This window comes from Nesterenkonia sp. NBAIMH1 (assembly GCF_007922635.1).
Taxonomy (GTDB): Bacteria; Actinomycetota; Actinomycetes; order Actinomycetales; family Micrococcaceae; genus Nesterenkonia; species Nesterenkonia pannonica.
Genome location: NZ_CP042335.1, coordinates 1,125,508 through 1,138,465 on the forward strand (window position 1 = coordinate 1,125,508; position 12,958 = coordinate 1,138,465).

The following is a 12,958-nucleotide window of genomic DNA, read 5'->3' on the forward strand; positions in this document are numbered from 1 at the left end:
ACGACGACGCTGGCCTTGTATGTTCAGAGTCTCTAGCCTTCTCACCATGAACACACGCCCGGCGGCGGCCGGAGGGGACCCTTCCCTCAGCAGGCTGCTGACGCGGCGCCGTCTGCTCGGCCTGGGCGTCGGGACCACCGCGGCGGCCCTCCTGGCGGCCTGCGGCTCCCAGAGCCCCGGAACCGGAGGCGCAGCAGCAGCCGGGGCCTTCGATCCCAGCCTGCCGGCCCCGGAGGACCTCGAGCAGACCGACATCACCATCGGATTCGTGCCCATCACCTGCGCCTCGCCGATCGTCAATGCGGCGGCGATGGACATCTACGCCCACTACGGCCTCAACGTCACCCTGCGCCGATACACCGGGTGGGGTGAGCTGTGGACAGCCTTCGTCGCCGGGGAGCTCGATGCCACCCAGCTCCTGGCGCCCATGCCCCTGGCGATCCATCACGGGTTCGCCTCAGGCCAGCGGGACATCCGTCTGCCCTACGTCACCAACATCAACGGCAACGGCATCACGGTCTCGCAGCGGCTGGCCGGCGAGGTCAACGGCCCGGAGGACTTCAGGGGCCTGCGCATCGGCCTGCCCTTCGAGTATTCGGTGCACTACCTGCTGGTGCTGGACTACCTCGTCTCCGGGGGCCTCGATCCGCATTCGGATGTGGATCTTCGCATTATGCGTCCGGCGGATATGGTCACTGCGCTCTCCGTGGACCAGATCGATGCGTTCTGCCTCCCCGACCAGTTCAACCAGCGCGCCGTCGCTGAGGGCATCGGCTTCATCCACACCCTCACCAAGGATCTGTGGGAGGACCACCCCTGCTGCAGCTTCGCCGTGGGGCAGGACTTCGCCGACGCCCATCCGAACACCTACACGGCCCTGCTGCGCGCCATCGGCGACTCCGCCCTGTTCATCGACGACCACGACCATCGTGCCGAGACCGCGGAGCTCATGGCCCAGCCCGCGTATCTGGGCCTGCCCGAGCCGGTGCTCACCGCGGTGCTCACAGGAGAGTTCCCGGACGGCACGGGGGCCGAGCTCTCGGTTCCGGAGCGCATCGGCTTCCAGCCCTACCCCCACGAGTCCTACGGCACCTGGATCCTCGATGCGCTGCAGCGGTGGGACCTGACGGGCGGGCAGCAGTTCAGCACCGGTGCGGAGTTCTCCGCGACGGTCTCTGAGGTCTTCGACTCCGACGCCGCGGCCTCTGTGCTCGATGAGCTGGGCGGCATCACCGAGGAGCGCAGCGCTGAGACCGTCCTCGGCCGGACCTTCCGTCCCGAGAATCCCCTTGAGTGGAGCGAGCAGGTCGCATCATGACGAACATCCCCGAGAAGGCCTCATCCCCTCAGGCGGTGCAGGACGCTGCCCGCCGTGAGCGCACCCTGCACCGGGTGCGGACCGCCGCCCTGTTCGTGGTGGCTCTCGCCGCATTCCTGGGCATCTGGCAGCTGCTGACCCTGGGGTATGACGACGGAGGCCTGGCCCCCACCCCCGCAGCCAGCTGGGAGCGGCTCATCGAGGTGCTCGGCGGCGCGTTCACGCACAACCCTCCGAACGATGTGGGCATCTTCTTCCACCTGCTGGCCTCGCTTCAGCGCGTGGCCCTGGGCTTCGGGCTCGCGGCAGTGGTGGCGATCCCGCTGGGGCTGCTGCTGGGCACCCACCGCAGCATCAACGCGGCTCTGGACCCGTTCATCCAGGTGCTGAGGCCGGTCTCCCCGCTGGCGTGGCTGCCTATCGGCCTTGCCCTGCTGCGGGACGCGGAGGGCACCGCCGTGTTCGTCATCTTCATGGCCAGTCTGTGGATCATCCTGCTCAACACCATCGACGGCGTGAGCCGCGTCAGCCCCCTGTATCTGGACCTCGCACGGACCCTTGAGGCCACACCGGCCAACAGGACGCTGAAGATCCTGGTGCCGGCCACCCTTCCGGGCATCGTGACCGGGCTGCGCACCGCCCTGTCCACCGCGTGGCTGGTGATCGTCGCCGCCGAGATGATCGTCGGAAACCGCGGCATGGGCACCTTCGTCTGGACCGAGTGGAACGCGATGAACATCAACAGCATCGTGGTCGCGATCCTCATCATCGGCGTCGTGGGATTCATCCTGGACCGCTCCATCGCCCAGCTGCACCGGCTCACCCCGAAGAGCTAGGAGGATCATGACCATGACCAGCACCGCACCGGCCCTGACCGTCGAGGGCATCACCAAGGGGTTCCCGCGTCGAGGGCGCGGCTTCCAGCCCGTCCTCGGCGAGACCTCGTTCTCCATCGAGCAGGGCGAGTTCGTCACCATCATCGGGCCCTCCGGGTCCGGGAAGTCGACGCTGCTGAAGCTGCTGGCGGGCTTGGAGACTCCCGATGCGGGCACCCTCACGCTCACCGGCGACCCGATCCTTCGTCCCAGCCGCAGGCTCGGCGTCGTGTTCCAGCAGCACGTGCTGCTGCCGTGGATGAGCGCCCGGCAGAACGTGCTCTTCGCCCTGGAGGCCGATGGGCGCTCCGGCCGCTCGGCGAAGGACAGGGAGCAGCTCGCGGACTACTGGCTGGACCTTGTGCAGCTCTCCGACTCGAAGGACATGAAGCCCGGTCAGCTCTCCGGGGGCATGCAGCAGCGGGTGGGGATCGCTCGCGCCTTCGCACTCGAGTCCGAGGTGCTCCTGCTCGACGAGCCTCTCGGCGCCCTGGACGCTCTGACCCGCCACGCGCTGCAGCTCCAGCTGCTCCACCTCTCGGAGCAGGAGAGCCGCACCTTCGTGCTGGTCACCCACGATGTGGACGAGGCGCTTCTGCTGTCCGACCGCATCCTGGTGCTTTCCCAGGGGCCTGAGGCGCGAGTGATGCGCGACGTGCGCGTCCCCTTCCCCCGGCCCCGGGACCGCGACACCGTCCAGGCCAGCCAGGAGTACCTCGCGCTGCGGCGCGACCTGCTGGACCTGCTCACCGCTCAGTCCTGACCGGCTCCTTCCGATCGGTCCGCGCCTTCGGCCAGCCATTCAAAGACACGTGCCGCAGGGCCCTCCGGGGCGCTCCGCCAGCCGGTGCCGGCCCAGAGGTGCAGCCGCTGGGCGTCGCCGGCCGAGCCTGCAGCTGCTCGGATGGGCTTGGTCAGGTGGTGCAGGGCGGGGTAGGCCGTGGGTGCGGTGTCATGGTGACGATCGATGAATCGGCTGCGCAGCGCCCGGGCCGGACGCCCGGTGAACGCGCGGGTGAGCACCGTCTCCTCGAACTTCGGATCGGACAGGGCAGCCCGGTGGGTGGGCGAGGTGCCTGCCTCGTCCGTGCGCAGCAGCAGGGTCCCGACGACGACGCCCTCCGCACCGGCGTCGAGGATCCGGCGCGCCGCATCCGGGCCGTCGACCCCGCCGGCACCGATCACGGGCAGAGGCACGCGGCTGCGGATCTGCCGCACCGCATCGGGCGTCTCGGCCGGTTCGGGCGTTCGGCGCGGGTCATGGACGGCACTGTGCCCTCCCGCCTGCGGCCCCTGGATGACGAGGCCGTCGGCCCCGGCGCTGCGGGCCGACTCTGCCTCCTCGCTCGAGGTGACGCTGATGAGCACGCGGGAGCCGGCGTCCTGCAGGGCAGCGATGTCTGCGGGGTCGGGGATGCCGAAGGTCATGGACACCACCGGGACGGGGTGCTCGGTGAGCAGCTGAAGCTTGGCGCTCCAGTGGTCGTCGTCGAGCACCGGATCTGGGCTGAGGGTGAGACCGTACGCGTCCGCTTCGGGCTGCAGCTCGGCCGCGTAGGCGCGGAAGGCCGCGCGGTCGGGGCTTCGGCCCTCAGGGACGAAGAGGTTCACTCCGAAGTCGACGCCGAGCGTCCGGGCCGCGTCGATCTCCCCCCTCAGCGCCTCGGGGGTCTTGTACCCGCCGGCGATGAAGGGGAAGGCTCCTGCTCGGGCGGCCGCCGCAGTCAGGTCAGGGCCGGTCGGACCTCCGGCCATGGGGGCGGCGGCCAGCGGCAGCCGGGAACTGATCAGACGGTTCATCAGCGAACTTCCTTGAAGGGGCGAGTCTTCTGCGGTCACGATATCCCCTAGGCTCTCCTGGTGATTGCTAAGCACCTGATGCAGATTCCGGGCCCGCCCTGGCTCATCGCTGTGGTCGCAATCTTCTTCATACAGCTGACCTCGGCACTGTCGGTGCCGCTGATCGATATGGTCGGGCCCGCCGGCGCCGCCTGGCTGCGGCTCGGCATGGGTGCACTGCTCATGATCCTGCTGGCGCCCCCTCCACTGCGCCGCGTGCGCCGCCGTGACGTGCCCGTCCTGCTGGGGCTGGGGCTGACGATGGGGGTCACCACCGTGGCCTTCCTCGCCTCCTTGGAGCGAATCCCCCTGGGCACGGCCGTGGCCATCGAGTTCCTCGGGCCGCTGACGGTCGCCGCCGTCCGCAGCGGGGGGCTGAAAGCCATGGTCTGGCCCGTGGGCGCCCTGGTCGGGGTGCTCCTGATGACTGAGCCGTGGGACGGCGAGGCCAACGTGGCCGGCATCGGCCTGGCCCTGATCGCAGGCGTGGGCTGGGGCACCTACATCGTGCTGCTGCAGAAGGTCGGAGACCGGTTCACCGGTGCGGGCGCCCTGTCGATCGTGCTGCCGATCGCCGCAGTGGCCACCTCATTCCTCGGCATACCCCAGGCCGCCGGAAACATGGACCTCCGGGTGCTGGGCATCGCCCTGGGCCTGGCGCTGATGGCCCCCGTCATCCAATACATCCTGGAGATGGCGGCCCTGCGGCGCATGACCGCGACCGCGTTCGGGACTCTGATGGCGCTGGAGCCCGCCGCGGCTCTGCTGCTGGGGCTGATCATCCTCTCCCAGGTGCCGACCGCGGTGCAGTGCGTCGGCATTGCGATCGTCGTACTCACCGGCGCCGCAGCTCAGCGCGGCGGCAAGCGGGAGCCGCTGCTGAGGACCGGCCCGATCCCTATTCCTCCCCAGACACCGCACCCGAAAGGACCAGCCCCATGAGCGAAGCGAAGGTCGGCATCGTCGTCACCGACCAGTATCGGCCCGGCGATGAGGACAAGGACACGGGCCCCCTGATCACCGCGCTGGGCGAGCGGGGCGTCGCTGCGGAGCCCGTGGTGTGGCACCAGTGGCCCGTGGGCGCGGAGCTCGCCGCAGCGTTCGACCTGCTGGTGCTGCGCTCCCCCTGGGACTATCCGCAGCGCGAGCAGGAGTTCCGCTCCTGGCTGCTGAGGGCGCAGGAGCACGTCACGGTGCTCAACCCGCCCGAGGTGGTGATGTGGAACCTCGACAAGCTCTATCTGCGCGAGCTGGAGGACCACGGTGTGGCGACCGTGCCCACACAGTGGGTTACCGGCCCTGGGGAGCTTGAGCCGGCATTGGCTGCTCACGGGAGCGACTGGGTGGTCATCAAGCCGTCGCTCTCTGCGGGCGCGGTGGACACGGAACTGCTGCGGGCCGATTCGCTCGAAGCCCAGGCCCTCGGTGCCCGCATCCTCGGGGCCGGGCGCACGGTGATGCTCCAGCCGGAGATCCCGGAGCTCTCTGAGGGTCTCGAGAAGGCGGTGTACTTCATCGACGGCAACCACACGCACACCATCGCGAAGGGCGCGCTCCTCGCCCGCGGCGGCGGATTCATCGGCGGGCGGTACCTCGAGAATCCGCAGCCGGTCGAGGCCGCGGAGGAGGAGGCCGCCTTCGGCGCTCAGGTGATGCGAGCCGTCGAGCAGGCCACCGGCAGCACCACGCCCCTCTACGGCCGTGTGGACATCGTCAGCACCGCTCAGCACGGCACGGTGCTGCTGGAGGTCGAGCTGTTCGAGCCGGCACTGAATCTGCACCGCGCCCCCGAGGCTGCTCACGCGCTCGCTGCGGCGGTCGCGGCACGCCTGGCTTCCCTCTAGGCGGGGCGGAGCTCGGCGTTCGGGTGGGCCGCCACGCGGACCGCGTCCCCGAGGCCGATGCCCAGCCCCTGCATCTCTGTGCGCGTGAGCTGCACATGCACCGGATCAGGCTGCACGGCGTCGTCCAGGGTCACTTCGAGGCGGACTTCGAAGCCGACTCTGGTCCACCGAGTGATGCGTCCGGCCCATCCGTCTCCCTCGGCCTCGGGGCGGATCACGACGTCGTGCGGACGCAGCAGCGCCCCGCCGAGGCGCGTGGCCTCGCCGATGAACTGGAACACAAAATCGGTGGCGGGCTTGTCGTAGATCTCATCGGGAGTCCCTACCTGCTCGATCCTCCCCTCATTGACCACGACGACGGTGTCAGCCACCTCCAGCGCCTCCTCCTGATCGTGGGTGACGAAGACGCTGGTCACGTGAACGTCCTCGTGGAGGCGGCGCAGCCAGTCCCGCAGCTCCCTGCGGACTTTTGCATCCAGGGCGCCGAAGGGCTCATCGAGCAGCAGCACCGTGGGGTCGATGGCCAGCGCCCGGGCCAGCGCCACTCGCTGACGCTGGCCGCCGGAGAGCTGGGAGGGCAGCTTGTGCCCATGCTGGGACAGCTGCACCAGCTGAAGCAGCTCGTCCACCCGGGTGCGGATCCGAGCCTTGGGCACCTTGCGGATCTCCAGGCCGAAGGCCACATTCTTCGCCACGGACATGTGCTTGAAGGCGGCGTAGTGCTGGAAGACGAAGCCGATATTGCGCTTCTGCGCCGGCAGAACCGTCACGTCGCTGCCGTCGATCTGCACTGTCCCTGAATCTGCCGACTCCTGGCCTCCGAGAATTCTGAGCAGGGTGGTCTTGCCCGACCCGGACGGGCCCAGCAGGGCTGTGAGCCTGCCGGAGGGCACCGACAGGCTGATGTCCTGCAGTGCGACGAAGTCGCCGTAGTTCTTGTTCAGGTGCGAGATCTTGATCCCCATGGGCCTCCTTGTGGTCAGTGCCGCTCGTGCGGACGCAGGATGGTCACGATGCCCAGGGCGGCCACGGCCACCAGTGCCAGCAGAAATCCGAGGGCGTAGGCCTGGCCGGTTTCGAATCCTTGGTGCAGCCGCTGCACAGCGATGGTCGCGGTCTCGGTCTGGCTCACGATGCCCCCCGAGACGATCAGGACAGCGCCGAATTCGCCGACGGCCCGCGCCAGCGTGAGCACCACCCCGTAGGCGACGGCCCACTTGATGGACGGGAGCGTGATGCGGAGCAGCACCTGCCTGCCGGACGCGCCGAGGGACTGGGCAGCAGTCTCCTGGTCGATGCCGACTTCTTTGAGCACCGGAACGACGGCGCGCAGCACCAGGGGCAGCGATACGAACGTCACGGCGAGCACGATGCCCGGGAAGCTGAAGACCATCCGCACCCCCATCTCGGCCAGGGGTGCTCCGAGCGCCCCGTGCACCGGCCCGTAGGCCAGCAGCAGGGCCAAGCCGACCACTATGGGAGAGACCGATGCGGGCAGGTCGGTCAGCGCGGAGAGCAGCCGCCGGCCCGGGAACCGGTACCGCACGAGCAGGATCCCCAGCCCGACGCCGAACACCGTGTTGAGCACCACGGCGCACGCGGAGGCGGCAAGCGTCACGCCTATCGCGCTGCGCAGGGTGGGGTCGCTCAGGGCAATGGCCAGGTAATTCTCGCCGGAGAAGAAGGTCTCGTCGATCACCATCCAGAGCGGCCAGGCGACGAGGAACAGCATGTAGGCGGCGACGATGCTGATGCGCGCCGCGGATCTAGGCGTCATGGCGAGCCACCCTGCGGGAGATCAGGTCCAGGACTCCGATGGCTGCCAGCGCGACCACCAGCAGGAACACGGCGACGGAGGCAGCCGCTGCCGTGTTGTCCGTCTCGATATAGGCCTGGATGCGGATCGGAGCGCCCTCGGAGACGTTCGGACGGTTGCCGGTGAGGAGGATCAGTGCGCCGAACTCCCCCACCCCGCGGGCGAAGGAGAGCGTAGCCCCCGCTGCCACCGCTGGCGTCAGGGACGGCACAATGATGCGCACGAAGGTGGCCGCCTTGGAGGCGCCGAGGGATTCGGCGGCCTGCTCCACGTCCGTGTCCAGCTCCATGAGCACCGGCTCCACGGTCCGGACCACGAAGGGAAGCGTGACGAAGAGGACCGCGAGGAATACGGAGTAGGGCGTGCCCAGGACGTTGATGCCCAGGGGGCTGTCGGGCCCGTAGAGGCTCAGCAGGACCAGACCTGCGACCAGTGAGGGCAGGGCGAAGGGGATGTCGACCAGGAACTCGAGCGCTCGCCTGCCGGGAAAGCTGTCCCGGACCAGCACCCACGCGATGAGAGTGCCCATGACGACGTTGACCGCTGTGGCCGCCAGTGCTGCGGTGAGGGTGAGCCGGATGGCGTTTGCTGTCTGAACGTTGGTGAGCGTCCCCCAGAAGACCTGCCACCCGTCTTCGACGGAGGCGACGAGGACCAGCGCCAGGGGCAGAAGCACCAGCAGCGAGAACCACAGGACCGAGACGCCCAGGGCCAGGCCCGCCGGGCGGGTGAGGGCAGCGGTGCGCATCAGCTGATCCCCGACTCCTCAATGGCCCGGGTGATGGTGCCGTCCTCGGCGAAGAATTCGGCGACCACACTGTCCCACCCGCCGAAGTGCTCATCCACCGTCCAGAGAGTCTCAATCTCCGGGTAGGGATCGGAGGGGTCCGAGGCGCCGCTGACGTCCCCGAGGTCCACCTCGTCGGCCACGTGGCGCAGGGGCCGGAAGCCGTACTGGGCGTACACCGACTGCCCTTCGGGGCTCAGCGCGAACTCAAGCAGATCCTCAGCCGCCGGCGGTGCCTCCTTGGTGAGGGCGGCCGGGTTCTCGATGAGCAGGTTCCGTTCGGGGACGATGTACTCGTACTCCTCCCCGGCCTGCCGGCCCAGAATGGCCTCGTTCTCGTAGGAGAGCAGAACGTCGCCGGTGCCGTCGAGGAATGCTGTGGTCGCGTCGCGGCCGGACCCGGGGAACGCTTCGATATTGGCGACCATGCGGTCCAGGTAGTCGGCCGCGTCCGCCTCGGTTCCGCCGTTCTGGAGGACGGATGCCCAGACGGCCAGGACGTTCCACCGCGCTGCGCCGGAGGAGCCGGGGTTGGGGGTGACGACTCCGACGTCCTCGCGGACCAGATCCTCCCAGTCGGTGATGCTCTTGGGGTTTCCTTCACGGACGATGAGCACGACGACGGATTCTGTGATCATGCCTCCGCTGGGGCCCTCGTCCCAGTCGGCGGACACCACCCCGGCGTCCTCGAGGCGTGTGAGATCGGGTTCGATGCTGAAGTGGACGAACTCTCCGGGGAGCCCGTTGGCGACCGCCCGGGACTGATCGCCGGAGGCTCCGTAGGAGGTGGCGTAGGTGGTGCTCCGCCCCTGAGGCGTCTGGGCGAAGGCGTCCGCCACGGCTGCGTCGGCCTCCGCGGAGACCGCGAAGCCGACCATGGTGATCTGGTCGTCCTCGTAGCCGTCTGTGCACCCGCTGAGGAGGGTCAGGCCTGAGAGAGCGAGGCAGGAGCCGCAGAATCTCTGAACATATTTAGGTCTGAGGTGCACGGATCCTCCTCTCTGAATCGGGCAGCAGCCCCCAGATTAAAGGAGAAAAGGTGTGTGACGCCGCGTTCTGTCACGCAACGTCACACACCTCAGACCTATTTGTTTATAAGTTCATATATTGTGCGGCGCTCAGCTGATGTGTGCGGGGGTGTCCAGCACGCGCGGCCCCGAGACTTCTCGGATCTCTCCGGTGAGGGTCAGCTCAGCCGACAGCGGCAGCTCGCCCGCGCTGGGCCCGGTCCACAGATCGATGAGCCCGGGCTCGACGATCCGGCGGTAGTCGACGCCTGTGAAGGCGAACCGGTCGGCGTGGACCCAGAAGGTGACCTCTTTGGACTCACCGGGCGCCAGCGGGGTCCGCTGGTAGGCCAGCAGCTGTTTGACGGGTCGGGCCACCTGGGCGTGACGATCCCCGAAGTAGAGCTGCACGACCTCCTCCGTGGGTCGGTCGCCGGTGTTCGTGACCGTGACGCGAACGTTGGTCGTTCCGTCCACGGCGATGCGCTCGGCCTCCGTGCTGAGGCCGGAGTACTCCACGGTGGTGTAGCTCAGACCGTGGCCGAAGGAGAAGAGGGGCGTCGGGTCGAGGTTCGAGACGCCTTGGCTGTTCTGTCCGAGCGGGGCGGCGATGTAGCCGCTGGGCTGGCCGCCGGCTCCTGCGGGGATGCCGATGGGCAGCCGGCCGGTGGGCTCAGCGGCCCCGGAGAGCACCTGCGCCAGGGCCGGGCCGCCCTCCTGCCCGGGGAAGAAGCTCTGCACGACGGCCGCGCAGCGCTCTGCGATGTCGCCGAGCGCGTAGGGGCGGCCTGTGACGAGCACCAGGACCACCGGCGTTCCGGTGGCCAGCGCCGCCTCGACGAGCTCCTGCTGGGCTCCGGGAAGCTTCAGGTCCTCCGCATCGCAGCCTTCGCCGGAGGTGCCTTTGCCGAACATGCCGGCCAGGTCCCCTACGGTGATGACGGCGAGGTCAGCCGCAGCGGCGAGCTCGGCCGCGCCGGCGATGTTCGAGTCGTCGTATCCGAGGATGGGGGCACCGGGGGCGTGGGTGATCTCAGCCTCGGCGTAGGTCTCGCGCAGCGCGTCGAGGATGGTGGGGACCGGCACGCCGAGTCCGTTGTGCGGGAAGCGGCCCTGCGGGTACTTCGCCAGCACATGGTTGGGGAAGGAGTAGCAGCCCATCATGGTGCGCGCGTCCTCTGCGGAGGGGCCGAGCACGGCGATCCTCTTTCCGGCTGCATCGGCAGGGGCCAGGGGCAGGGTGCCGTCGTTCTGGAGCAGCACGAGCGACTTCTGGGCGACGTCGCGGGCGATCTGCTTATTGGTCTCCGAGTCCAGGTCCCGGCTCTCGTCGATGGTCGGCTCCCAGGACTCACCCTTGTGGGGAGCGTCGAGGAGACCCAGTTCGATCTTCTGCCGGAGCACCCGGGCGACTGCTGTGTCGATCACAGACTCGTCGAGCAGGCGGTCGCGCACCTGATCCGGAAGCGTCCGGTAGCCGCCGGTGTGCGGCAGCTCGACGTCCAGGCCCGCCGAGACGGCCAGCCGAGCAGCCTCCGCCTGGTCGGCGGCGACGTGGTGCATCTTTTCGAGGAACGCGACGGACCAGTAGTCAGCCACCACGGTCCCTTCGAATCCCCACTCGTCCCGCAGCAGCTCGGTGAGCAGCCAGTGCGAGGCCGCGGGGGCTTCGCCGTCGATGTCGGCGTAGGAGTTCATGACCGAGCCGACCTTGCCGTCGCGCACCGCCATCTCGAACGGATAGAGGATCAGGTCGATCAGCTCGCGGCGGCCCATGTGCACGGGGGCGTGGTTTCGGGCGGCTCGTGAGGCCGCATAGCCGGCGAAGTGCTTCAGAGTGGCGATGATCCCGGCCTTCTGGAGGCCCTTCACATAGGAGGTGGCCAGGGTGCCGATGACGTAGGGGTCCTCGCCCATCGTCTCTTCGACCCGGCCCCAGCGAGCATCGCGCACCACATCGAGCACGGGCGAGAGTCCCTGCTGCACGCCGACGGCCGCCATGTCCTCACCGATGGCGTACGCCATGCGTTCGATCAGCTCCGGATCGAACGTGGCGCCCCAAGCGAGCGACGTCGGGTACACGGTGGCCTGGTAGGCGGTGAAGCCGGTCAGACACTCCTCGTGGGCGATGGCAGGAATTCCGAACCTGTTGCTGTGCATCACCGCCGTCTGGCGTCTGCGCAGGTCCGCAGCACCTTCGGGCACGCTCAGCGGCTTGGTGCCGAAGGTGCGGGTCAGGTGCCCGAGCCCGTCGACGATCTCCTCGTTGAAGGGGAGCTTCCCGGCAGACATCGCATCCTCCATGGGTGCGACATCGCCGTCGGCCTCCTCGTTGCCGTCCTCCATCTCCCAGTGGGCCCCCAGCTGAGAGACCTTCTCTTCGAGGGTCATCTCAGCCAGCAGCGCATCGACGCGCTCGTCGACGCTCAGGGAGGTGTCATTCCAGGGTCCGGTCACGTGATCGGCCACGAGGCCCCTTTCAGGTTGGTCACGGGTGGGACGTGCGGGAGGTGCCCGCCCCTACTTGGAGAAGCCGGCGGTCAGGCCCGCCACGATGTACCGGCGGCCCACGATGTAGGCGGCCAGCAGCGGCAGCGCGGACAGCACCACGGCAGCCAGGGTGGCGGGGGTGTCCACGCCGAACTGGCCCTGGTACTCCCAGAGGCTCAGGGGCAGCACGCGCACGTCTCTGGACTGGGTGAGGACCAGCGGGAACAGGAACCCGTTCCACACCTGCAGCGCCTGGTAGATGCCGACGGTCATCAGAGCGGGCATCGACATGGGCAGCACGAGCGAGCTCAGAATCCTCCACTCTCCGGCTCCGTCGACCCTCATCGACTCGAAGAGCTCGTTGGGGATGTCCCGGACGAAGTTCACGATGATGAGCACGCTCAGCGGGATGGCGAAAGCGATCTGGGGCAGGATCAGGGCCCACAGGGTGTCATACAGGTTGAGGTACTGGATCAGGTAGTAGACCGGGATGATCGTGGCCTGCACGGGGATCGCGATTCCGAGCAGGATCACCTGGAAGAGCCGGCCCCCGCCCCAGCTGGTGGATCGAGTGATGTAGTAGGCGGCCATCACGGACACGCCCAGCACCACCACCACTGTTGCGAGCGTGACGATCACCGAGTTGAGGAAGAAGTGGAAGAAGTCGTTCTCAATGACCCTGACGAAGTTCTGCAGGGTGGGCTCGGTGGTGGGGATCAGCTGGTTGCTGGCCGCAAGGTCCTGCCGGGATCGGAACGCGGTGATGACGATGTAGTAGATCGGCAGGATGATGATGCCCAGCCAGACCCACCCCATGATGCCGGCGGCAACGTTGGGGGACTCGTAGGGCTTTGCAGGCTTGGTGCCCCGGCCCTTGGGGCCGAAGGCCTTGGTGCCCTGGGCGCCGCCCTTGGGCTCTTTGGGGTCCAGGGCCTGTCCGGCCTCGGGCTGGCCGGCCTGCGTGGAAGCGGTGTGGGTCATC

The 12,958-nt window shown here is 68.5% G+C and carries 12 protein-coding genes; 5 read left to right on the plus strand and 7 right to left on the minus strand.

Annotated features, from left to right (window positions below; translation table 11 throughout):
* The first annotated feature begins 46 nt into the window (after positions 1–46).
* From FS388_RS05295 to FS388_RS05305, 3 genes are read left to right on the plus strand one after another with little or no spacing between them, the layout of a single operon-like run.
* A complete protein-coding gene (locus FS388_RS05295; RefSeq protein WP_168198603.1) occupies positions 47–1,318 on the plus strand; it encodes an ABC transporter substrate-binding protein in 1,272 nt (423 codons plus the stop codon).
* Complete coding sequence (locus tag FS388_RS05300) at positions 1,315–2,154, plus strand: ABC transporter permease (RefSeq protein ID WP_146340379.1); 840 nt, start codon at positions 1,315–1,317, stop codon at positions 2,152–2,154. Before FS388_RS05295 ends, FS388_RS05300 begins: the two co-directional genes overlap by 4 nt.
* A 13-nt stretch (positions 2,155–2,167) precedes the next feature.
* Positions 2,168–2,956, plus strand: a complete 789-nt coding sequence (locus FS388_RS05305; protein ID WP_146340381.1) for an ABC transporter ATP-binding protein — start codon at positions 2,168–2,170, stop codon at positions 2,954–2,956.
* Here the strand turns inward: FS388_RS05305 and FS388_RS05310 are convergent.
* Positions 2,947–3,993, minus strand: a complete 1,047-nt coding sequence (locus FS388_RS05310; protein WP_146340383.1) for a nitronate monooxygenase family protein — start codon at positions 3,991–3,993, stop codon at positions 2,947–2,949. The two genes, FS388_RS05305 and FS388_RS05310, sit on opposite strands and share 10 nt — an antisense overlap.
* A 60-nt stretch (positions 3,994–4,053) precedes the next feature.
* On the opposite strand from FS388_RS05310, the gene FS388_RS05315 reads away from it, so the two are divergent.
* Entirely contained in the window at positions 4,054–4,974 is a 921-nt protein-coding gene (locus FS388_RS05315; RefSeq protein WP_371708728.1) for a DMT family transporter, read from the plus strand.
* On the plus strand, positions 4,971–5,876 hold the full coding sequence (locus FS388_RS05320) for a RimK family alpha-L-glutamate ligase (RefSeq protein WP_146340385.1): 906 nt from the start codon (positions 4,971–4,973) through the stop codon (positions 5,874–5,876). The genes FS388_RS05315 and FS388_RS05320 overlap by 4 nt, the downstream gene beginning before the upstream one ends.
* Here the strand turns inward: FS388_RS05320 and FS388_RS05325 are convergent.
* The 6 genes from FS388_RS05325 to FS388_RS05350 all read right to left on the minus strand — a co-directional run bounded on the left by FS388_RS05325 (position 5,873) and on the right by FS388_RS05350 (position 12,957).
* Positions 5,873–6,841 carry a sulfate/molybdate ABC transporter ATP-binding protein gene (locus FS388_RS05325; protein WP_146340387.1) on the minus strand — a complete coding sequence of 323 codons (969 nt, stop codon included), beginning with the start codon at positions 6,839–6,841 and terminating at the stop codon, positions 5,873–5,875. The two genes, FS388_RS05320 and FS388_RS05325, sit on opposite strands and share 4 nt — an antisense overlap.
* 14 nt (positions 6,842–6,855) lie before the next feature.
* Positions 6,856–7,653 carry an ABC transporter permease subunit gene (locus FS388_RS05330; protein WP_146340389.1) on the minus strand — a complete coding sequence of 266 codons (798 nt, stop codon included), beginning with the start codon at positions 7,651–7,653 and terminating at the stop codon, positions 6,856–6,858.
* Positions 7,643–8,440 (minus strand): ABC transporter permease, encoded by a 798-nt coding sequence (locus tag FS388_RS05335; protein WP_146340391.1) that lies wholly within the window; start codon positions 8,438–8,440, stop codon positions 7,643–7,645. Before FS388_RS05335 ends, FS388_RS05330 begins: the two co-directional genes overlap by 11 nt.
* Positions 8,440–9,468: a sulfate ABC transporter substrate-binding protein gene (locus FS388_RS05340; RefSeq protein WP_210410245.1), complete on the minus strand. Its 1,029-nt coding sequence runs from the start codon at positions 9,466–9,468 to the stop codon at positions 8,440–8,442. Before FS388_RS05340 ends, FS388_RS05335 begins: the two co-directional genes overlap by 1 nt.
* A 129-nt stretch (positions 9,469–9,597) precedes the next feature.
* A complete protein-coding gene (locus FS388_RS05345; protein WP_246836309.1) occupies positions 9,598–11,955 on the minus strand; it encodes a glycoside hydrolase family 3 N-terminal domain-containing protein in 2,358 nt (785 codons plus the stop codon).
* Positions 11,956–12,006: 51 nt separating this feature from the next.
* Complete coding sequence (locus tag FS388_RS05350; RefSeq protein ID WP_146340393.1) at positions 12,007–12,957, minus strand: carbohydrate ABC transporter permease; 951 nt, start codon at positions 12,955–12,957, stop codon at positions 12,007–12,009.
* Position 12,958: the final 1 nt, after the last annotated feature.

What these genes read in the sequence shown, in the direction of transcription:
- FS388_RS05305 (WP_146340381.1), top strand. Translation starts at nt 2,168, where the DNA reads ATGACCAGCACCGCACCGGCCCTGACCGTCGAGGGCATCACCAAGGGG.
- FS388_RS05320 (WP_146340385.1), top strand. Translation starts at nt 4,971, where the DNA reads ATGAGCGAAGCGAAGGTCGGCATCGTCGTCACCGACCAGTATCGGCCC.
- FS388_RS05300 (WP_146340379.1), top strand. Translation starts at nt 1,315, where the DNA reads ATGACGAACATCCCCGAGAAGGCCTCATCCCCTCAGGCGGTGCAGGAC.
- FS388_RS05310 (WP_146340383.1), bottom strand. Translation starts at nt 3,993, where the DNA reads ATGAACCGTCTGATCAGTTCCCGGCTGCCGCTGGCCGCCGCCCCCATG.
- FS388_RS05330 (WP_146340389.1), bottom strand. Translation starts at nt 7,653, where the DNA reads ATGACGCCTAGATCCGCGGCGCGCATCAGCATCGTCGCCGCCTACATG.
- FS388_RS05350 (WP_146340393.1), bottom strand. Translation starts at nt 12,957, where the DNA reads ATGACCCACACCGCTTCCACGCAGGCCGGCCAGCCCGAGGCCGGACAG.
- FS388_RS05335 (WP_146340391.1), bottom strand. Translation starts at nt 8,440, where the DNA reads ATGCGCACCGCTGCCCTCACCCGCCCGGCGGGCCTGGCCCTGGGCGTC.
- FS388_RS05295 (WP_168198603.1), top strand. Translation starts at nt 47, where the DNA reads ATGAACACACGCCCGGCGGCGGCCGGAGGGGACCCTTCCCTCAGCAGG.
- FS388_RS05325 (WP_146340387.1), bottom strand. Translation starts at nt 6,841, where the DNA reads ATGGGGATCAAGATCTCGCACCTGAACAAGAACTACGGCGACTTCGTC.